Annotated in this window: 17 protein-coding genes; 12 read left to right on the top strand and 5 right to left on the bottom strand. The window is 64.8% G+C overall.

Annotation, left to right across the window (positions count from 1 at the left end; genetic code table 11):
- The first annotated feature begins 31 nt into the window (after positions 1-31).
- Entirely contained in the window at positions 32-1,945 is a 1,914-nt protein-coding gene (dxs, locus tag ACZ7KI_RS38995; protein ID WP_470278032.1) for a 1-deoxy-D-xylulose-5-phosphate synthase, read from the top strand.
- Between the two features lie 32 nt (positions 1,946-1,977).
- Positions 1,978-3,147, top strand: coding sequence for a cytochrome P450 (locus ACZ7KI_RS38990; protein WP_470278031.1), 1,170 nt, complete (start codon positions 1,978-1,980; stop codon positions 3,145-3,147).
- Positions 3,148-3,311: 164 nt separating this feature from the next.
- Here ACZ7KI_RS38990 and senB read toward each other — a convergent pair whose 3' ends face one another.
- Positions 3,312-4,304: a selenoneine biosynthesis selenosugar synthase SenB gene (gene senB, locus ACZ7KI_RS38985; protein ID WP_470278030.1), complete on the bottom strand. Its 993-nt coding sequence runs from the start codon at positions 4,302-4,304 to the stop codon at positions 3,312-3,314.
- A 1-nt stretch (position 4,305) separates the two neighbouring features.
- The gene (senA, locus tag ACZ7KI_RS38980; protein WP_470278029.1) at positions 4,306-5,595 is read right to left on the bottom strand and encodes a selenoneine synthase SenA; all 1,290 of its coding nucleotides are present in this window, start codon (positions 5,593-5,595) and stop codon (positions 4,306-4,308) included.
- A 267-nt stretch (positions 5,596-5,862) separates the two neighbouring features.
- Between senA and ACZ7KI_RS38975 the strand changes: the two genes are divergently transcribed.
- The 9 genes from ACZ7KI_RS38975 (at position 5,863) to ACZ7KI_RS38935 (ending at position 15,696) form a co-directional block, all read left to right on the top strand.
- Positions 5,863-6,861: a UbiA family prenyltransferase gene (locus ACZ7KI_RS38975; protein ID WP_470278028.1), complete on the top strand. Its 999-nt coding sequence runs from the start codon at positions 5,863-5,865 to the stop codon at positions 6,859-6,861.
- A 10-nt stretch (positions 6,862-6,871) separates the two neighbouring features.
- Positions 6,872-8,590: a prenyltransferase/squalene oxidase repeat-containing protein gene (locus tag ACZ7KI_RS38970; protein WP_470278027.1), complete on the top strand. Its 1,719-nt coding sequence runs from the start codon at positions 6,872-6,874 to the stop codon at positions 8,588-8,590.
- 6 nt (positions 8,591-8,596) lie between these two features.
- Positions 8,597-9,877: a glycosyltransferase gene (locus tag ACZ7KI_RS38965; RefSeq protein ID WP_470278026.1), complete on the top strand. Its 1,281-nt coding sequence runs from the start codon at positions 8,597-8,599 to the stop codon at positions 9,875-9,877.
- A gap of 23 nt (positions 9,878-9,900) precedes the next feature.
- A complete protein-coding gene (ispG, locus tag ACZ7KI_RS38960; RefSeq protein ID WP_470278025.1) occupies positions 9,901-11,016 on the top strand; it encodes a flavodoxin-dependent (E)-4-hydroxy-3-methylbut-2-enyl-diphosphate synthase in 1,116 nt (371 codons plus the stop codon).
- Complete coding sequence (locus ACZ7KI_RS38955) at positions 11,009-11,242, top strand: ferredoxin (protein ID WP_470278024.1); 234 nt, start codon at positions 11,009-11,011, stop codon at positions 11,240-11,242. Before ispG ends, ACZ7KI_RS38955 begins: the two co-directional genes overlap by 8 nt.
- Positions 11,239-11,835 (top strand): TetR/AcrR family transcriptional regulator, encoded by a 597-nt coding sequence (locus tag ACZ7KI_RS38950; RefSeq protein ID WP_470278023.1) that lies wholly within the window; start codon positions 11,239-11,241, stop codon positions 11,833-11,835. Before ACZ7KI_RS38955 ends, ACZ7KI_RS38950 begins: the two co-directional genes overlap by 4 nt.
- A 139-nt stretch (positions 11,836-11,974) precedes the next feature.
- A complete protein-coding gene (locus ACZ7KI_RS38945) occupies positions 11,975-12,718 on the top strand; it encodes a hypothetical protein (protein ID WP_470278022.1) in 744 nt (247 codons plus the stop codon).
- A gap of 693 nt (positions 12,719-13,411) precedes the next feature.
- Positions 13,412-14,158, top strand: a complete 747-nt coding sequence (locus ACZ7KI_RS38940; RefSeq protein ID WP_470278021.1) for a hypothetical protein — start codon at positions 13,412-13,414, stop codon at positions 14,156-14,158.
- A 47-nt stretch (positions 14,159-14,205) separates the two neighbouring features.
- The gene (locus ACZ7KI_RS38935) at positions 14,206-15,696 is read left to right on the top strand and encodes a hypothetical protein (RefSeq protein WP_470278020.1); all 1,491 of its coding nucleotides are present in this window, start codon (positions 14,206-14,208) and stop codon (positions 15,694-15,696) included.
- A gap of 449 nt (positions 15,697-16,145) precedes the next feature.
- Here the strand turns inward: ACZ7KI_RS38935 and ACZ7KI_RS38930 are convergent, their stop codons facing one another.
- From ACZ7KI_RS38930 to ACZ7KI_RS38920, 3 genes are read right to left on the bottom strand one after another with little or no spacing between them, the layout of a single operon-like run.
- Complete coding sequence (locus ACZ7KI_RS38930; protein WP_470278019.1) at positions 16,146-16,463, bottom strand: hypothetical protein; 318 nt, start codon at positions 16,461-16,463, stop codon at positions 16,146-16,148.
- Positions 16,454-17,116, bottom strand: coding sequence for a hypothetical protein (locus ACZ7KI_RS38925; RefSeq protein ID WP_470278018.1), 663 nt, complete (start codon positions 17,114-17,116; stop codon positions 16,454-16,456). The genes ACZ7KI_RS38930 and ACZ7KI_RS38925 overlap by 10 nt, the downstream gene beginning before the upstream one ends.
- Entirely contained in the window at positions 17,113-17,817 is a 705-nt protein-coding gene (locus ACZ7KI_RS38920) for an HNH endonuclease (RefSeq protein WP_470278017.1), read from the bottom strand. Before ACZ7KI_RS38920 ends, ACZ7KI_RS38925 begins: the two co-directional genes overlap by 4 nt.
- 532 nt (positions 17,818-18,349) lie before the next feature.
- On the opposite strand from ACZ7KI_RS38920, the gene ACZ7KI_RS38915 reads away from it, so the two are divergent.
- Entirely contained in the window at positions 18,350-20,116 is a 1,767-nt protein-coding gene (locus ACZ7KI_RS38915; protein WP_470278016.1) for a hypothetical protein, read from the top strand.
- The last annotated feature ends 323 nt before the right edge of the window (positions 20,117-20,439 follow it).

The raw sequence follows: 20,439 nt of genomic DNA, 5'->3' as shown, positions 1-20,439 counted from the left end.
GGCCCATGCCGCATCGACGATGGGGGATCGAGTGGCGCTCCTCGACGACGTGCACCAACCCGGAGATCTCGCCGGACTGAGCTTCGACCAGCTTGGCGCCTTGGCAGGCGAGATCCGGGAGGAACTCGTCTCCGCGGTGTCCCGTACCGGCGGCCATCTCGGCCCCAACCTCGGCTGCGTCGAGCTGACCATCGCGTTGCATCGGGTGTTCGACTCGCCCGCGGACAGGCTGTTGTTCGACACCGGCCACCAGACCTATGTCCACAAGCTGCTGACGGGACGGCGGGAGGGATTCGGAAAGCTCCGGCAACGGGGTGGTCTCTCCGGCTACCCCAGTCGCTCGGAATCCGTCCACGACGTCATCGAGAACTCCCATGCCTCCACGTCGCTGTCCTGGGCCGATGGTGTCGCGAAGGCCCTTCAGCTCACCGGACGCCAGGACCGCTCGGTCGTCGTGGTCGTCGGTGACGGGGCTTTGACCGGGGGCATGGCCTGGGAAGCCTTGAACAACATCGGTGCGGCCCGCGACCGCCCGGTCATCATCGTGGTCAACGACAACGGTCGATCGTACGCACCCACGACCGGAGGCATCGCCAATCACTTCGCGGCGCTGAGGATGTCGCCCCGCTACGAAGGATTATTGGCGGCCATCAAGAGCACGCTGCCGCGTAATCGCCGCGTCGGTGCGCCTGCCTATGAAGTGTTGAGGCGGCTCAAGCGAAGTCTGAAGGACCTGTTGACGCCACAAGCGCTGTTTCAAGACCTCGGGCTGAAGTACCTCGGTCCCGTCGACGGCCATGACATCTCCGCGGTGGAGACCGCGCTGCGGCAAGCGCACGGATTACGCGCCCCGGTCATCGTGCACTGCCTCACGCAGAAGGGCAGGGGCTACCTGCCCGCCGAGACAAACGCCGACGACTGCCTCCACGGGCCCGGCCCCTTCGACCCGGTCACGGGCAGATCCGTCCAGCAGCCGAGGGAAACGTGGACGTCGGTCTTCGGCTCCGAGCTGGTCGAGATCGCGGACGAGCGTCCCGACGTCGTCGCCATCACCGCGGCCATGCTGCGGCCGACCGGCCTCGGAGCCTTCGCGAAACGGTTCCCACAACGAATCTTCGACGTGGGGATAGCCGAACAGCACGCCGCGACTTCGGCTGCCGGTCTGGCCCTGGAGGGATTTCACCCGGTCGTGGCGCTCTACGCGACGTTCCTCAACCGCGCGTTCGATCAAGTCCTCATGGATGTCGCGCTACACCGAGCTTCGGTGACCTTCGTCCTCGACCGCGCCGGCGTCACCGGTGACGATGGCGCCAGTCACAACGGGATGTGGGATCTGTCGTTACTCCAAATCGTTCCGGGGCTGCGGGTCGCGGTGCCGCGTGACGGACGGCGGCTGCGTGAGCTGCTCGCTGAAGCCATCGCTGTCGACGAGGGGCCGACCGCGCTGCGCTATCCCAAAGGGCCGGTCCCCGTGGAGATCCCCGTCCTCGGAAAGCTCGGCGACATGGATGTCGTCTTCCAGGGCGGCTCGGAAGAAGTGCTTCTCATGGGTGTCGGCCCCATGGTCGAACTCTGCCTCATCGCGGCGGAGAGATTGCAGGCTCGGGGAATCGGCTGCACAGTCGTCGATCCGCGCTGGGTGAGACCCCTCGACGCCGCTTTCGTCGAGGCGGCCCGCCGTCACCACGCGGTCGCGGTCGTCGAAGACAACTGTGTCGCCGGCGGGGTCGGGGACAGCGTGGCCCGTCTGCTGCGACATCGCGGCGTACACCGGCCGATGACCACGCTGGGCATCGCTCGGCGATTCCTCGACCACGGCAAACGTGCCCAGGTGCTGGAGGAACTCGGACTGACCGCGGAATGTATCGAATCCCGGCTCGTCGAGCTCATGGCCGAAGAGGGTCATCGACCGCTCGAGATGGGAACACGGCTCCGGCCGGCATGACATCGATCGGCAAGATCACTGGGAGGATGTCAATGAGTACGACTGAGACAGTGGAGTTCCCGCGAGCGGTGACTTCAGAAGGACTACCGGATCCGCTGCTTCTGGAACTCGTCCGCGACAATCCCCTCGTCCCGGTGACCGGCCCGGGAGGTATCAAAGCGTGGCTGGTCGCCGGCGATGAGCTGGCGCGTGAGGTGTTGTCCGAACCGGACCGCTTCAGCAACATGATCGATCCGTCGACGATCAACAGCCGGGCCAACATGGTCGTGATCGATCCGCCCGACCACACCCGCCTTCGCAAACTCGCCGCCCAGGCGTTCACCCCGCGCCGCGTCCGGACGCTGGTTCCTGACATCAAGGATCTCGTCGCGTCTCTACTCGACGAGATGGAGGAAGCGGGACCGCCGCTCGACCTGGTCGAGGCGTTGGCGATGCCGCTGCCCACAAGGGTGATCTGTCGATTGCTGGGGGTGCCGCAGGAAGATCAGAAGCATCTTCGGTACTGGTCGCACATCTTCACCGCGATGACGGCATACACCTCGGAAGAGATCGGTACCGCGGTCGACGCGATGTACGTTTACATGCACGAGCTGGTCGCCGACCGGCGGAAGAAGCCGGGCGAGGACATCCTGTCCCACCTCATCCGGGCCCGTGACGGGGAAGACGCCCTGACCGAGGACGAGTTGGTGGCAACGGTGGTGTTGCTGCTGGTCGCCGGCAACGAAACCACGCTCAAGTCGATCACACGCGGAACGATGACCTTGCTCCACACCGGTCAATGGTCGCGTCTGGTCGCGGGCGAGGTCACGCCGGGTCAGGTCGTCGACGAGGTCCTGCGGCACCAGACGCCGATCGATACCGGCCTCTTCCGCTGGGCGAAGATCGACACCGAGTTGGCGGGCGCCTCGATCAAGAAGGGCGAGCAGCTGTTCATCAGCCTTCACCTGGCGAACTTCGATCCCTCTGTCCGCGCGGATGCCCACGTCTTCGACCCCGGCCGCGAATTCGTTCCTCACCTTGCCTTCGGCCACGGCACCCACTTCTGTCTCGGGTCACCTCTCGCTCGCGCGGAGCTGGTCGAAGCGTTCGGCCAGCTCGCTCAGAGGTTCCCGACGCTGCGTTTGGACGCGCAGCTCTCGGAGCTCGAATGGACGGTCGGGTCCATGCTCAATGCCCCCACGAGGGTGCCGATCTCGTGGTGACGCGCTCGGTGGCCCGGTCACCGCAGTGATCGGCGCATAGCCGCGCTCAGGAAGTCGACGGCGATGGTGAGAACCACCATCGCCGTCAGCGTGCTGAGTGCGCCGTAGTCGAAGCCCGCCGCCGGCACGGCCAAAGCCCCTATCAGGGGCGGTTGCAGCCGACCCTAAAGTGGTTTTTCGCATGCACGGTCCTGCCTCGACGGGACCTGGATACTCAGTTCCTCGAGGAGACTGGCCCACGCGTTCGATTCGGTCAGCGGATCCACGATGTGACTGCGCTCGCCGCATGCCACGGTGAGCCGGGTGTAGATGCCGTTCAGATCCAGTTCGACTGCTCGCAACAGCGCAGCGAGGGCTCGTGCGTCTCCGACTGGGAAGTAACCCGGGTAGGCGGCGCCGAGCAGGCCGACGGAACCTGCGATCTCCGTCGAAAGCACTGGAACCTGGGCGGCGAGTGCTTCGGTGACCACGTTGGCCCCGCCTTCGTGTCGAGAGGTCAGCACCAGTAATCGACTTCGGGCGAGAACCGCCAATGCCTCGGTCCGCGGGAGCGCACCGAGCCAGTCGTACCGGGCGTTGCCGGACGCCTCTTCCTTGGCCGCCAACGCGAGTTCGTCGTCAAGGCCTGCGCCGACGTGGGTTATCCGGACCTTGGACTCCGGAGGCAGGAGACGAGCGGCTTTCGCGGCCAGCAAAGGATCTTTGACAGATCGCAGATGAGCCAGGAAGGCCACTTCGAAGACAGAATCGTCGGGAGGCTCGGGAGCGATCGGCGGCATCGATTGGACGATCACCCTCGTCCGCTCACGTAGCCCGGCTGGAAGCTGGTCGAGACCACGTTCCTGCAGTACGACGATCCTGTCCGCGGCGGCCAGGACCGCGGGGTCGACCCCGTTGGCGTTCAAGCTCGGATACAGGTCGGTGCCTGTCAGGGCGAGGACGACCGGAGCGGCTGGATGTGCGGAGCGAAACCGCAGGATGGACTCGCCGCTCTTGCCCGCGTGCAGCGCGATGAGACCGGAGTACTGGCCACTCGCGTAGCGATCAGAGGTTTCCATCTCCAGGCCGAGATCAGCGAGAATCCGGCACCACCGATCGGCGGTCACCCCGTTGCCGAGGACCGCGGTCGGCGGCGCCGGGCTCACCAGCAGCAGCACGTCAGCCGGCCGCGCAGGTACGGAAACCTGCGAACACGTCACGTCGGTCGGGAGTGAAGTAATTCCGCATCATCGCCCGGACATAACGACCCCGAGTCGCCCAGGCGCCGCCACGCAACACCTTGCGGCTGCCGAAGAACTGTTCCGAGTTCTCGAAGTACGCGTCGCGCTCGAAGTTGGGGTAGGCCACGAAGTCGCTGGCGGTCCATTCCCACACGTTGCCGATGAGTTGACGGCAGCCGTCCGGAGAGTCGCCCGGAGCGCACGCGCCGACATGCACGGGACCGCCGGATCGCCAGTCGGTCGCTGCCTGTGCTGCTTCGGGCGGCTCCGAACCCCACGGGTAGTCATTCTTCGGGAAAGAACCGCCGGTAGCCGCGAACTCCCATTCAGCTTCCGTGGGAAGGCGACGACCAGCCCAGCGTGCGTACGCGTCGGCCTCCCACCAAGAGACGTTGCTCGCCGGCAGATGGGGTTCCAGCTCGACCCAGGTGTCGAAGTGACGTCGCTGCCAGCCGTCCTCGGCTCGGCGCCAATAGGTCGGGTGCTCAGCCCTGGTCGCCGCGAGCCAAGCGCCGCCATCGGACCACAGCAGGGGATTGCGGTAACCACCATCGTCGACGAAGGCGGCGAACTCGGCCTGCGTCACCGTGGTCTTCGCCATCGAGAAGGGGGCGATCTCGACCGGATGCGCCCATTTCTCGTTGTCGTAAGCGAAAGGCGCGGACATCTGGGCGCCGAGGAAGAACCGGCCACCGCCGAAGCGGACATCCCCGCTCCAGTCACCGGTGGGCTCGTACGTCGCGCCGGAGTCGGTCAGTCCCGGCAACTTCGGCGCGGACAGACCGAGCGTTTGCCGCGTGTAGGTGAGGGCTTCGCTGTGCGTGTCGTGGTGATGGACGGTGTACCGGGCGAAGTGGCAAGCGACGTCGGTCGCGTCCTTGGCGGTGATCGCTTCGGCGACCCTCTCCGCGACCGTTCGGACGTAGGAGACCGTCTCTTCCCGGGTCGGCAGTTCGAGCCGCCAGCGGGTGTCGTGCGGGATCGCGCCGGAGTCGTAGATCGAGTCGGCGAAGGGCAGGATCGGATCGTGCCCGCAAGCGCGGCGGAGCACGAAGATCTCCTGGAACCAGGCGATATGCCCGATCTCCCAGATCAGCGGGTTCACGGTCGGCAACAGCGGTCCGACCAGCTGTTCATCAGTGAGATCTTCGACGATCTCCAGCACGCGCCGAGCGCCGTCGACGGCCCACTCGGCCACGGTCTCAGCGCTGATAGGTGCAGTCCCCACGGTGTCCTCCCAGGTTCCTGAAAGCGATGTAAGCACACCCGTGCGCCGTTGTCAGGCCCCATCCTCGAAAGTTTCATAGTTCTGTGGAATTTGATCGTATGGTGTGGTTTGCTCGGAACGACGGAGGCGGTCTCGGTGGACGCCCGTCGGTGCAGCCTGCTGGGAAGAGCCGGGGACGGCGCCCGACGCCGAGGGGCTGGGTGTCTGACGTATGGGGGTTGTATGACTGTGGCCGGTAGCCGGAACGAACTGCGACCTAAGCGGAGGGTGAAAGAGCACTTCCTGACCCATCTCGAAGTGGGACGTCCGGATCTTGTGTTCTATTCGGGTCTCGTCAGTGTGGCGGGAGCGGTTCTCGCCTCGCCGACGTGGTCGGTGTGGCAGTTGATCGGGGCGTGGGCGGCGCCGACCTGCGGCTGGTTCGCCGCGATGTACGGCGGGGACTACTTCGATCGCGAACTGGACAAGATCACCAAATCTCAACGGCCGCTACCGTCAGGCCGGATGAGCCCGCGCACCGCGCTCACCGGCATGATCGTCTGGGTTCTGCTGGGAATGGTCATCGCCGTGCTGCTCAATCCCGTCAACCTGGCGATGGTGGTCCTGGCTCTCTCGTTCGGTGTGGCCTACAGCAAGTTCCTCAAGGCGCGGGGTGCCTGGGGCAACCTCGCCAGAGGCGCGATCACCGCCTGCGCGTTCGCCGTCGGTGTCTTCTCGACCAATCCTTCGCCCGCACCTGCCTTGTTCGTCCTCGCGCTGATCTTCGCGCTACATGACGCGGCGTCCAATGTGGTCGGTGCGATCTGCGACGCCGAAGGAGACCGGCAAGGGGGATACCGAACGTTCCCGGTGCGCCACGGCGAGAAGATCTCGTTGCGCCTGATGGTGGTGCTGCACCTGCTGTGGATGGTGCTCGCGATCGTCTATCCGTTGATCGCCCTGCCGGAGCTTTCCTATGGCGCCTACGCACCCTTCATCATCGCCGCGATCCTGATGACGTTCGTATCGATCGTGATGCTTTATCGGGCAGGCACACCGATTCCTCGGGTGGCCGGGCTCAAATCGCACGAGGTCCTCGTCATCGAGCGCCTGGTTCTGGCGTCGGCAGTCGTCGCCGCGGCGGGAGGTGTCTGGCTCGGGCTCGGGCTGATGATCCCGTTCATCGGTGCCACCTTCCTGTCGTCGTTGTTCCTCATGCGAGGGAGCTATGAGCCGAGCCGCCGATGGCAGACCAAGCGGTCCAATCCGAAACCCAGTGCGGTTTGAGGGAGATGTGATGGGGGACAGCCGGCTCTTCGAACGTGCCGCCGCCTCGGCGGAACGGGCAACCGAGTGGCTCTTCACACGACAGCGACCTGATGGTGGCTGGACCGACCGGATGTCGTCGTCGACGATCTCCACCTCGATCGGCCTGTTGGCTCTCGGGCGCGCCGGCCGCGAGGCTCACCGCGAGCAAATCGACCGGGGCCTGCAATGGCTGAAAGAGAATCAGCGAGCCGATGGAGGCTGGAGCCTGGTCGACGCCGATCCTCCGAGCAGCGAGCACATCACCGCCTTCGCGGTCGCCGCGTTCAAGGTGCTGGACCCTGATGGCTCAGCCGACGTGATCGACCGGGGCATGGCCTACATCGATCAGCACGGCGGGGAATCGCTCATCACTCCCGACCTGGGCGATGGCGGGCCCAGGACCTGGCGGGAGATCGTCCCGATCGTCTGGGCGATGGAAGGCCTGCGCGACGTCACCATCCAGCCATCTCAACCGCTGGAGGTGATGCTCCTGCCGAGCAGCTTGCGCAATCGGGCCTCGATCGTGCTCCCGGGCGTCCTCGGTCTCGGCATCGGGCAGGCGCGAGTGCTCCCGTTGAGCCCGTTGAAGGCCTACGCCCACCGTCTGGCCGAGCCCAAGGCGCTCGATTGGCTCCGGGAAGTCATGGGCCCCAATGGCGGCATCGAAGAATGCGCGCTGATGTGCGCCCTGGTGTTCAGCGGCCTTCGGATCGCCGGCGAGGATGTCGGCGCCGATATCCAGCAGGGCTGTCTGGACTTCCTGTTGTCGACGATCCGGCCGGATGGCTCGTGGCCGATCGACCGTGATCTCGAGATCGCCGTGACGTCGTACGCTGTGCTGGCACTGGCAGAGGTGTCGGACGTCAGCAAGGACGAGCGCCTCCGGGGGACGCGGGACTGGTTGCTGTCGACCCAGTGGAAGACGCCGTTCAAACCACTGAAGATGGCGCCGGGCGGGTGGTCGTGGGCATCGCCGTCGGGATGGCCGGAATCGGAGGACACCGCGGTCGTCTTGACCGCGCTGGCAGAACTCGGGATGCGGCGCGGGGACGAAGGAATCCAGCTTGGCCTGGACTGGTTGCTCGGTATGCAGAACCGCGATGGTTCTTGGTCGGAATGGGTCCGTAATTCCACGATGATCCACGACGGCCCTTGTCCAGGAGTGACGTCGCATGTCGTCATGGCCTTCGACCGTTACGGCGGCAGCACTAAGGGGCGCTCACCGCTGGCTCGGGCGCTGAGGTACTTCGAGAAGACCCAGGCATCTGACGGATCCTTTTCGTCGTTGTGGTTCCGGGACTCGACCCACGGTACGGCGAAAGTGCTCGAGACCTATGCCGAGCTCGGCATGGCGCAGCACCCTGTCGCGACTCGTGCGGCGGACTGGTTGCTCAGCCACCAGCGGCCCGACGGTGCCTGGCCCGACAAGGTCGTCGAGGGACCACCCGAAGGTGGCACCGCGGAAGAGACCGGATGGGCATTGTTCTCACTGCTGAGTGCCGGCCGGGCGTTCGACGATCCGCAAGTCCTGCGCGCGGTGGAGTGGCTTGTCGAGCACCAGGACGAGGGTGGCACCTGGCGCCCGCAAGGCGTCGGGCTGTACTACGACACCTTGTACTACAGCGACGATCTCATCGCGCACACCTACTCCTTGCGCGCCCTCGGGCGATGGCTCAACTGCGCCCGGAGCGCCGGATCGAAGGTGTGAACCGTCATGCGTGCTGTGGTGGTCACGACCGGAACCCAAGGTGACGTCGCGCCGTACACTGGGGTCGGCGCACGGTTGCAAGCAGAGGGATGGAAGGTCACCTTCGCCACGCACAAGGTGTTCGGCGACCAGCTGGAAGCATGTGGGTTCGACTTCAGCCCGATCCCGGGCGACCCCGCGGCCTTGGTCTCGTCGCAGGCATTTCAGAGCTGGGAACGCGCGGGATACTCCCGCGAGTCCGCCCGCGACCAGCTGGGCAGGATCAAGACGATCCTCGGCGACGTCGGCGAGTTGATGTACGAGGTCGCCGGCGGCCTGGTCGACGCCATCCCCTCGGACGCAGATGTCCTTCTGCTGTCGGGCACGGCGGCACCGCTTGCCTACCACTACGCCGAGGCTCGAAGGATTCCGAGCATGGGGATCTACTGGGGTCCCACCGAACCGACCGGGCAGTTCCCTCCTCCGATGGGCGGCGCCAGATCGTACGGGTGGTGGGGGAACAAGGCGGCTGGGCATATCGGTCTGCGGATCACGAACAAGGCGTATGTGAACGCCGTCGACCGGCTTCGGCGACAGCTCGGCGTGCCTCCGGCCGACTATGGCGACACCCGCCGTCGGCAGGCTCGGCGAGTGTGGCCGGTTCTGCATGGCTTCAGCCCGACGGTGTTCCCGCGTCCGCGCGATTGGCGGCCCGGCATGGACGTGGTCGGATACTGGTGGGCTGAGCGCGGCAGACACTGGACTCCTCCGACCGCGCTGACCGACTTTCTCGCGGCAGGCCCGCCGCCGGTATTCCTCGGTTTCGGCAGCATGGCACCCGGTGAAGTGGAGCGACTGGCGGATCTCGCCACGAGCGCCCTGCAGAAGGCGCGTTTGCGTGGGGTGATCCAGGCGGGCTGGGCTCAACTCGAAGCCCGAGACGATGACGTCGTCACGATCGGTGCGGCACCGCACGACTGGCTCTTTCCCCAGATGGCCGCGATCGTGCATCACGCCGGCGCGGGCACGACCGGCGCGGCGCTCCGGGCTGGAGTACCTGCCGTACCGGTGCCCGTCACGATTGACCAGCCCTTCTGGGCCTCCAGAATCGTCGCTCTCGGCGTAGCGCCGAAGGCGATCCCTTTCTGCGAGCTCACCGCGGACAACCTCGCCGACGCCCTGCGCGCCGCGGTCAGCGATCCCGCCTACCTGGAGAACGCCCGCGCCGTCGCCACCGAGGTCGAGCGGGAAGACGGCGCCGGCCGCGTCGCACAAGCTGTTTCCCAGCTCGCTGACCGGGGGTTCTGAGGATGAATGCGGTCGCTCTTGGTATGCCAGCGCTTCCTCCTCCCGTCCTCTCCGAGCGTCGCAAGACCCGACAGCTGCAGGTCGGGTCGGTCGGCGTCGGTAGCGAGCACCCGATTTCGGTGCAGTCGATGACCACTACCCTCACCTCCGACGTCAACGCGACGCTGCAGCAGATCGCCGAGCTGACCGCTGCGGGCTGTGACATCGTGCGGGTCGCGTGCCCGTCGGCGGACGACGCCGAGGCGCTGCCCGCGATCGCGAGGAAGTCGCAGATCCCGGTGATCGCGGACATCCACTTCCAGCCGAAGTACGTGTTCGCGGCGATCGAGGCGGGTTGTGCGGCGGTCCGGGTGAACCCGGGCAACATCCGCAAGTTCGACGACCAGGTCAAGGAGATCGCGCGGGCGGCGAAGGATCACGGCACGCCGATCCGGATCGGGGTCAACGCGGGTTCGCTGGACAAGCGGATCATGGACAAGTACGGCAAGGCGACCCCGGAGGCGCTGGCGGAGTCGGCGTTGTGGGAGGCGTCGCTGTTCGCCGAGCACGATTTCCACGACGTCAAGATCTCCGTGAAGCACAACGACCCGGTGGTCATGGTGCGCGCGTACGAGATCCTGGCCGAGCAGTGCGACTACCCGCTGCACCTCGGCGTGACCGAGGCGGGCCCGGCGTTCCAGGGCACGATCAAGTCGGCCGTGGCGTTCGGTGCGCTGCTGCGCCAGGGCATCGGGGACACCATCCGGGTGTCGCTGTCGGCGCCGCCGGTGGAAGAGGTCAAGGTCGGGATTCAGATCCTGCAGTCGCTCAACCTCAAGGAGCGCAAGCTTGAGATCGTGTCCTGCCCGTCGTGCGGGCGCGCGCAGGTGGACGTCTATACCCTCGCCGAGCAGGTGACCGCCGGGCTGGAGGGCATGGAGGTCCCGCTGCGGGTCGCGGTCATGGGCTGTGTCGTCAACGGCCCGGGTGAGGCGCGCGAGGCCGACCTCGGTGTCGCGTCGGGCAACGGCAAGGGCCAGATCTTCGTCAAGGGCGAGGTCATCAAGACCGTTCCCGAGCACGCCATCGTCGAGACGCTGATCGAAGAGGCCATGCGCATCGCCGAAGAGTCCGGCCAAAATGGAGATGAGCGTGGCTGACTGGGCGCTTTCGATCGACGAGAAGGCTTGCATCCACTCTGGACTGTGCATTGCCGCCGCACCGGCAACGTTTCGGGCAGGCATCTCGGGGTCGCAGGTTGTCTCCGCGGAAGTTGTCGCAGACGAAGTCGTTGCCGAGGCCGCCGAAGGATGTCCAGTCGAGGCAATCCGCGTCCGCGACCTGAATACTGGCGCGGTCGTAGCGCCGGAAGGCATAGAAGAGTGAGCGACGACCCCTCCGCACCTGATCGCCGGCGAAAGCGAGACTCGGCGGCCACGAAGGAAGCGATCCTCCAAGCCGCCATAAAACTGTTCGCGGACCGCGGGTTCGACGCCGCCACGGTTCGTGACATCGCCGACCTGGCCGGTGTCAATCAGTCTTTGTTGTTCCGCTACTTCGGTTCCAAGGAGGAGTTGTTCGACGCCGCCGTTTCACGTCGTGCGTTGGCGCAGCTCGAAGAGACACCACCGGATCAGTTGATCGAAGCCACACTGCGCGAACTGCTGGAGGTGGGGGCGAGCGGTGGTTCTGATCAGATCGTCAAGGCGATCTTGCTTTCCGTCGGGCATCAGGGAGCAGTGTCGGAAGGCCGTAGGGAGGTCAGGGATCAGTACGCTCGCGCACTTGTCACGCTCTCGGACGCACCTGATGCGGGGCTGAAGGCCAGTCTCGTCCTGGCTTGGCTGCTCGGTATCGGTATCGCCCGGCATATCACCGAGGATGACAACATCGTGTCCGCCAACCCCGACGACATCTGTGCGCTCGTGGCCGGTGTTACCAAGCAGCTACTGGGCAGCGCAGTTACTCCTGCCCCCTAAGACGAACGAGCCGCAGTCGCAGGTTTAAGCCCTCGGCAGGACTACCAAAGGATGGGAACGGGGCTGACCAGGGACTTTTCAGCGGCACGTTGACGGTCGAGGCGTGCTTCGAGCTTACGGGCTCAGGCGGGGGCCCGGCATGAACGCCAGTTCGCAGACGGTTGCCCGGTTTGTCACGGTCACGATGGGGTTGGTCATCGGGCTCACGTTCCTGTTCGGGTTTGGGAACGTCCTCAACCTGGCGTTGAAGCTTCAAGTGCCGGCGTTCGTGGCTCCGCTGGTGGCGCCTGCTGTTGATCTGACGGTGTTGGGGTTGCTCGTCGGTACGCGGCACCTGGCGCTGTCCGGGGCCAGCGAGGAGGTGCTGCGGCCGGCGCGACGTCTGCTGTTGGCGGCGAGCGTGGTGACCTTGCTGTTGAACGTCGCCGATCCGGTCTTCGCTGGTCAATGGGGTAAGGCCGCGTTCGACTCGGTCGGCCCACTCCTGCTTATCGGGGTGTGTGAGGCGGGTCCCGGTCTCCTCCGTGCCTTGAGTGCTGCTCGAGCCGATCCCGGTTCAGGAACCCTGTCTAGCCCTTCGGCGGAAGAGGAGGCGAAGTACGATGACGCTGAGGAGGAGGTGTCCGGATACACGCCCTTCCGACGTGACCGGCAGGTGGGAGCGGCGCACCGTCAGGTAACTGTTCTGGACGAGGAGCTTGTGGAACGAGCCCGGGTCGCGGACGCCGAGCACTGGCGACGTTACCGGCGACCGATCTCCGCAGAGACGCTCCGGAAGCAGCTTCGTGTAGGAGCGAAGATGTCGCGGACCCTCATGTCGGTCGTTCGACTTGGGAACTCTCAGGCAGACGCCCGATCTGCTGCTCTTCCGACGGGCAGATGAGTACCGGGTATATGAACCCGTTGTACGTGGATCCGGACCCTTTAGGGAATCCTGAAGTTACCGAAAAGAGCTGGTCTGGGTCACTGCTGGGCGGGTCCCGGGAACAGGCCGCCAGGCCGCACGTCCCGGCAGCGCGGCCCCGCAGGGGCCGCGCCTTGAACAAGTAAAGAAACTTTCGACACAGGCGGCCCATCAGCCTCAACAGACATGTGCGTGGTACGTGTCCACAGACTCGTTCGCTCACGGATCGAGAGGCAGATGACGGGTCGCCGAGCGGAAATCTGGCAGACAATTGCGGAACCGCAGCTTATTCTGCCGGGATGACTCCGCAGGGATGGGACATGGCGTGGCCGCCTGAGTATCAGGGCCACGCCGTGTACACGCTCGCGCATGCCGATGCGTTGATCGAGCGTGTTGGTGAGGTGCTGCACCACTATCTCGAACCGGGACCGTTCACCCTCGCCAACAACACCGAGGGCGAGGCTTCGAAGGTTGTGGTGACGGCAGTGGCCCCGCTGCCGGCTGCTGCGGCGCGGTACGCGGCCGACGCGATGACTCAGTTGCGTGCGGTTATCGAGCACACCATTTTCGCCGAGGTCGAGTACGCGCTGGGACGGACACTGACTGACGAGGAGGCGCAGACGATCGCCATGCCAGCCGCGGTCAGCGAGGCAAAGTTCACTCAATGGCTGAGTGACAAACGACGCCGCGCCCTGCCGCCTCTGCGCGAAGGTGAGCCGTTGGTGGATCGTCTTCGTCTACTGCAGCCGTATCACGCAGGGACGTCGACGACCACCCGATGCGGTGCTGGCCGAGCATACCAATCTGGCCAAGCACCGCACTCCCGCTGTCCTGGCGGTTCGCCTGGGCCGGGTCGTGCTGGACCAGCCAGATCCGTCGATCACGACGATGGCTGGCGGTCCGATCGAACTCGGGGATGTTCTCGCCACTGGACCGGCTGACAGACGGGTGCCGGTATCGGTCTGGCCTGAAGTGTCGATGCAGCGTCCTCATACCGGCGCCTGGCGCACCGTGATGAAGGAACTGGGCTGGATTGAGGACTGGGTGCGCACTACAGCAATCCCGTATCTGATTGCCGGGACACGCGACGTGCCGCAGCTCCCGCCTGGCCTGGACATCACGGTCGGACACGGCGACCTGCGTGGCGCCTTATCGACCGCGTCTGCCAGGCCGGCGTTCAAGCGGTCGGAGAAGCGAATTCAGGCTGCGACCGCGCGACAGGGACTTGCAGAAATGCTCGCATTGCACCCGCTGCGGGTAGACCCAGGGGTAATTCAGACCTCGCTGGATGGGCTCGATGATGACGTGGTGATGATCGCTATGGAGAGCCTCGATACTGGCGGCGATCTGTTGGAGTTTGATCTGCTGGTGCGGGACATGCTGGTCAAAGCGGTGGCCGTGAAGAGCGGCAGGAGCTGAGCAGTGGTGCGCGAACCAGAGTTTCTGAATGTTTCGGTGGAGGTGTTGTGCAACCAAAATGGATCCAGCTGCCGCAATCATTGGCTGCGCTAGCGGAGAACATTGGCACTGCCGCGAATGCGCAGGTCAGCTGGCGTGATGGCAGGCCCCGGATCGCGCTGGCCGAAATCTACCGCGGGCAAGCGGTGCGGTCACTGGAGCATCCCGTCCAGCTGAGGGTGGGCGAGGGCCATGATCAAGATTGGGCGCGGCTCGCAGAGTTGCCGGATCACTCCGCATTGCTGGGAGACCAGCTGCCGGCTCTGCGTGCCAAAGCTGCGCGGATGCTGCACGAGTACGCAGCATCGCCCACTCCGCTGGGTTTGCTGCACACTTTGCGGGTGCTGGTAACGCTGCTGAAGCCGGAGGAGCTTCCGGTCACGCTGCGCGAGAATCTGCAGGCATGGACATCGGAACAGTTTCCTGAAGCCACTCTGTACATGGTCAAAGTGGACAGTCATTTCGGGTTCAGGATCCGGCTAGCTCAGATGGCGACTGGTATGGTCGCGTTCCCGGAGCTAGCGGTTCCTGGACCGCTGACGGGGCCGCGATTCCAGTCTCTCGAGGGACTGGTGAGCCGCGAAGCGCTGATGAGTGGTGCACCGTTTCTTCAGTTGCTGTCGCTGGCGACCGCTCCGATCGTGCACGGCGTGATGGCTTCACGGCCCGAATGCTCGTTCATTCTGGATCTTGGCGTTGGCGTCGACGGTAACAAGCCGGAGCCGACGAGCTTGCTGGGAGAACTTCTCCCGACGTTCTCGGACCGGAACGCGACATCGCTGCCGCCGCAGGATGCTGCAACGTCGATCTCAGACCGGGACGCGGCAAGGGATTGGTGGATCAGTCGGCTGAACAAGCTGTTCGAGATTGTCCTCAACCCGGCTCGGTTCGCGGACAACGGTGAGTATGTGCCTGCCGTTCATCTGGCTACGGTCGTCGGTGTCTTCAATATCTTCGAGTACGTCAACCATTTGCGGGTGCGTGTCGGGCATGACGCGCTCGGTCGACGTCTGACCTGCTTCACAGCTCTCGACACGCTCGAAGGGCTCAACTACACCGCCGCCGCGGCACTGCTTAATCCGGACCATGCACGCAAAGTGCTCGCCGAGATTGAAACGGCGCTGCCGGAAGATGTGGCAAGAGTACTCTTGCCAGTGCCGCGGCGAGCGGTGGACCATCTGGTACACCATCACACCGGATTCTTCATTCCCTCGTGGCAAGGAAGCCACGAGATTACGTTGCCCGGCAAGAGCCAGGCATCGAAGATGTCGAGACTTGTCGCAGACCAGTTGCGCGCGACGCGAAACGGACACCACAGCTTCAGGAAGCTGCTCCAGCCTGACAGCGACGATCACGCTCTGCTGACCGCCCACACAGGCCACTTCGCCGACCCTATCGCCGACTTGCCTATGCTTTACCTGCTGCACATTTTGCTTGACCCGCAACGGATCCTCCCACCCCGGCTGCGCGACAGAAAGACCCGTGTGACGGGTTCGTGACTGCGGCGGAATCGGCGCGCGACGGCAACCTCCGAAGGGGCGGGAGGCGCGTGGCCTCTGTAAGTGGGCAGGCCACCGATGACCGAGGTGAGGGATACCGAGCCGTTGAAGTGCACGCTGGTCCAGGCTTCATTCAATTTGCGCTGTCGCTCGTGCTAGACGTTAGTGCGACTCGCCGCCGTAGGCCAGGTCGAGGGAAGTCTGCGACTACTGTAAGTCGAGCGGGCGATTGTGATTCGCTGTCAGGGTGAGTACGCGAACCGAGGTTGATGCTTCATCAAAGCGGATCACCGATGCCGTGGCGACGCTATCGACCATCGAGAATGAGCCGCACTGTGTGGCGCATTTCGGAGCGACGGACAAGCTGTTGTAGATAGCCGGTGTTCGCCAGATCGTTGGCGCCGACGCCCGGCTCCCAGTGATGGCTCGGTGGCGGCAACCAAGCTTGGTCAACGGTTGCGAGCTCGGGCTGGGCTAGACGGCTGCGGGTGCAGCAAGGTTGCTCTGGTGACGTGGATGAAGCGGTAGTCGTGTTCTTCGTCCGGAGTCATCGCGATGAAGTCGAGTAAGGGAAGAGTCACCTCCCACAGGCGCGCGGCGTAGAGGTCCGTGACGTGCTGGGGGTCGGTGTAGATGATCAGGACGTCGAGATCGTGGGGGTGGTCGGTGCGCAGCATGGACCCGAAAGCCCAGATTTGCAGGTCAGGGAGTCGCGCGGCGCAGGTGCACAACTCGTCGAGGATGGGCCAGCGCTGTCTTAGGTCCATGGCCGGCGGATCGTGGTGAGGAATTCGGTCAGGGTGAAGAGTTTGACGCCGGCGTTTTCCGTGGTGGCCAGGACGCGGCCACTGAAGCCGCTGGTGCTGGGGTTGGTGTTGACGAACGCGTCAGGGGTGAGTGCGGGGTACTGGTCCAGCGCGGCGGTGACCTCGCGGTCGGTCGTTTCGTACTTGTCGTCGGTGATGATGGTGAGCGGGCGTAAGCCGTTGATACGTTCAAGCCACCACGCGCGGTGTCCTTTACGGAGCATGGTGGGTACCGCCCGTGTGGCGGCCATGCGTCGGCGCAGGTATTGCTCTTCTCGATGTTGGTAGCGGGAGATGTCGTCGTAGTCGTCGACTGCGCTGGTGAATCCGCCGAAGGTGTCGATGCAGACGCCGCGTTCTCGGGCGAGGTCGTAGGCGTCGGGGGTGACGAGCTGGCGACTGAGGAACACCATGATCATTTTTGTGGTGGGCAGCTCGAGCAGGGCACGGGCGACCACTTGGGCGGTGATCGTGGTGGTCGCAGCATATTCGCAGCAGTACGCCACCGCGTTGGGTCGTCCCGAGCGGGAAACGAGGATCCCGTGGTCGCCTAGGGGCGTGATGACGCGGCCGTCTTTGCGGTACTCGCTGATCACCCAGTCGCGCGCGGTCACTGCTCGTTCTCAAGGATCGTGGCCATTGCCGGCGGGAATCGGGTCGAGCCGGCGGTCCAGTCGCCCTGGAGGTGACGCTCTTCAAATTCCTGCGCGTGGATCGCCCATGTGTGGAATGTGGTCTTCTCCTTGCCTGTGAGCAGGTGGCGGTTGGCCTGCAAGACCCGCTGGAGTTGCTGATTGTTGGGGATGATCGTGCCGGCGACGTGTCGCTGCCACTGATCGGCGCGGTCGTCGTCGAAGTCCCCGGAGCGGGGGCTGTAGCGGTCGAACACGGCCTTGTTGGCCTCGAGCTGCGGTTCGATATGGGCGCGGGCATCGGCGCGTGTGCCGAATACGGGGGTACCGAAGGCTTGAGCTCGGGCTTTCTGACTGCGCTGCTTCCATTCACGCAGCAGGGTGGCTGGGTAGGCGTGTGAAGCCTTGTCGATCAAGGTGTGGCAGGTTGGGCACAGCAGGAGAATGTTCTCTGGCTGTGCCCGGTCGGACTCGGTGAGCTCGGGAGCCTCGTCGGCTCGGGGACCACCTGCTTGCGCGGGGATGATGTGGGCGAGCTCGCCGAGGTGCAGGCGTTGCTGTTCGATGAGAATGTGCAGGTCGGAGCGGCATTGCGGGTTCTGGCAGTGTCCGCCGGATTCGGACCACAGCAGGTTCTTGGCCGGTGTGGACAGGTCGAGCCGCTTGGTCGTGCCGCCGGTCATGTCACCAGCCCTTCCGAAACAGCGAACAGGTGTTTGCGCAGGTCGATGGAGGTGCGTGTCGGGTGTGACGCGCGTGTTCAGTTGCCCGCGTGGTGAACATGGATCGACGCTAGCACCCCTAGAAGGGACCGGGTGGTAATCGAGGCGGGACCCAATGGGCAGGCCTGCCCGAATGCGGCGGGTTCGACGCCTGACGCGTTCGGTCCGCGGTGTAGGGCTTCGCGCTGCCGATGGTGATTGGGTGCTGCCGACGCACTCTCCCTGCCTCGGCTGAAGCAACTTCGGGTCGGCGCGACGATCCCGCACACTTTTCGTTGCAGTAGGTCGCCCGGCGAACACGCCAGTGAGTTGATCACAGTGGCGGCGAGGCTCAACTAGAGGGCACAGCTGGCTGAACCTTCACGCGATCAGGTGGTTCGTTCTGTAACTGTTTGCAATTGCGCCATCGTGGCGGCATGCCCTCGGTGCAGTGCCTCGTCGGGCTGGTCTACTGGGTTCCGTCTTCGTTCGCTTTCTTCTGTGCGTGGTGATCATGACTGACGATGTGGCCAGAACGTTCCCCTTTCCCGTAATGAAGCCCCGGGACGGGATCAACGACGCCATGGTGGAGATCGGGGAGAGGTATTGGCGCCTGGACGGCTTCGACAGCGAGTCGGGTCGGCCACGTTGGTCGGAGACCGCCAGCAAGATCGATTGCAGCCCATGGGGCTCGGGGAAGGCCTACGTGGTTGCCGCCGCAGCTGTGCGTGCGGTTCTGACTGGCTACGCCTGCTCGCAGTGCGGCGGTGAACTAGCGCTGACGTCGCGTAGTGCACTGGATAAGATCGCTCAAGGCGAGCAACCAGGCGTCTGCGCGGACTGCGACGAGTCCTTGCAGGAACAGGCCGTTCGCATACTCGATCCGGCTCGTCTGCGCAAGGCACGTGAACGGCGTGACCTGGAGGTCGGCTATCAACGTGAACATCAACACCGACAGGAGTGGAACGCTCAGCGGCATGCCATTGTGCGCGACAGCTACGAGGTGACTTGGCTGCCTGACCAGCCGGTTCCACCAGCTCCGGTCCGTGTCGAATTGATCACGTTGGCGTTGCTGCGTTATGCTCCCGCACCGGCCCCGCTGGGCCCGGTGCGGGAGTGGGTTGACCCGCTGCATCCGGGCAGGGACAAGCAACGCGATTGCGTGGCCGAGGCGCTGCACGCGGGCCTGATCCGGATTCATCCGGACAGTCACGTCGACAGCTTCGTGTGGAAGCCTGCCACCTTCGACGACGCCATCGCTCAGGTCAATGGAGGCGGCGAAGTGCCTGCACCGGCGCTAAGCGACCGCTACTACACCCTGCATGCGACCCACTTTGTGCCTTACGGGCACAGTCTGGAGACCGCTGCCACCGCCGTCCGCGATCACCTGGCGGAGCGGCTGGCCCCAGCGGCGATGACCGTGTCTCGCCAGCAGCAGCTCGTCGAGGTGGCGGTCGAGGTGCTGGCCGAGGAGACCATCCGCTACTTCGAGTACCTGCTCGATGAGCACAATCTCCCAGGGGTGCCGGATAATCACCGGGACAAACTCGCCGAGGCTGCGTACGCAGTCGCTCGGGTCCGGCCGTTGTCCGAGCTGTACAACCTGGCGTGGCGATCGGCGCGGGACGCCGCGACGGCTGCACAGCGCAACCCGCAGGCGTCCAGGGCCAACATGACGGTCCACGGAGTCAACCGGTTCGAGTCCAACGCCCAGCGAGCGCTGGACTTAGGATTCGAAGTCAAACCATACAGACCGGTTGCGGGTTTGGAGCTCGCCGCGATGACCCGCACGCTATTTCTCCGGGTTATCCAGGAGGATCCGTTCGCAACCAGCATCCCCGACATCGAGGCCCTGCTGCCCCACCCCCTGGTCACCGAGCCCGACGAACTAGGAGATGCCGATGTCGGGTTCGATTTCGGTCACTTGTCCTGCACCGAGTGTGGATTCCCTGTGCAGCAACGGGACGCATGGCTGTGGGTTGAAGTGCGCGAGGCTCTCGACTACATCGAGGACACTCGCGTCGCCTTGGAGGGAGGTGACTTGCGGGCGGCGCTGGTCGACTTCTTCCCCGCTCGGTGGAAGCTCGGCCACACCGAATGCGGCTCCGACAGTGGCGCGGTGTGCGAAACTCGCCTGCCTAGGACGGACCGTGCGCTCCTGGCTTGGGTTGCCACCATCCTCCGTGAACGCACGAAGTGGATCCACGGCAGTGACTTCGCTGCGCTGCTGTCAGAAGCCGCTGAGCGGACCGGCCGCTTCAGCGGTACCAGGACACCGTGACCAACGAGATCCTAGTGCGGTTCCCGCCTAAGGGACTGCGGTAGGTCGGTTCACCTAGGATTACTAACTTTCCGTGGTTCGATGTCGCGCGACGACACGCGAGTATGAGGCTAGAACGCGGTGTACTGGCCGTTCTGTGTGTTCGGCGGTGGCGCCAGCTGCGGCGCGTGGTCGCTGAGTCTGCTGGTGAGCAATGTATTGCGACGTCTCGCTGGATTGCGAAGGGCCTGGGGTTGACCCGTTTTGACGGACAGGGTCGATGAGGTGGTGTCAGGCTACCTGACGGCCGGTTGTGTAGTCGGTCGCGTGGTGGCTGGTTTCGT

It is taken from the genome of Amycolatopsis sp. NPDC039088, from assembly GCF_055598845.1.
This window is presented reverse-complemented; position numbering and strand designations above follow the sequence as displayed.

Bases quoted from the DNA above. Each gene is read 5' to 3' on its own strand.
- ACZ7KI_RS38990 (WP_470278031.1), top strand. From the start codon at position 1,978: ATGAGTACGACTGAGACAGTGGAGTTCCCGCGAGCGGTGACTTCAGAA.
- ACZ7KI_RS38970 (WP_470278027.1), top strand. From the start codon at position 6,872: ATGGGGGACAGCCGGCTCTTCGAACGTGCCGCCGCCTCGGCGGAACGG.
- ACZ7KI_RS38965 (WP_470278026.1), top strand. From the start codon at position 8,597: ATGCGTGCTGTGGTGGTCACGACCGGAACCCAAGGTGACGTCGCGCCG.
- ispG (WP_470278025.1), top strand. From the start codon at position 9,901: ATGCCAGCGCTTCCTCCTCCCGTCCTCTCCGAGCGTCGCAAGACCCGA.
- ACZ7KI_RS38945 (WP_470278022.1), top strand. From the start codon at position 11,975: ATGAACGCCAGTTCGCAGACGGTTGCCCGGTTTGTCACGGTCACGATG.
- ACZ7KI_RS38930 (WP_470278019.1), bottom strand. From the start codon at position 16,463: ATGGACCTAAGACAGCGCTGGCCCATCCTCGACGAGTTGTGCACCTGC.
- ACZ7KI_RS38920 (WP_470278017.1), bottom strand. From the start codon at position 17,817: ATGACCGGCGGCACGACCAAGCGGCTCGACCTGTCCACACCGGCCAAG.
- ACZ7KI_RS38915 (WP_470278016.1), top strand. From the start codon at position 18,350: ATGACTGACGATGTGGCCAGAACGTTCCCCTTTCCCGTAATGAAGCCC.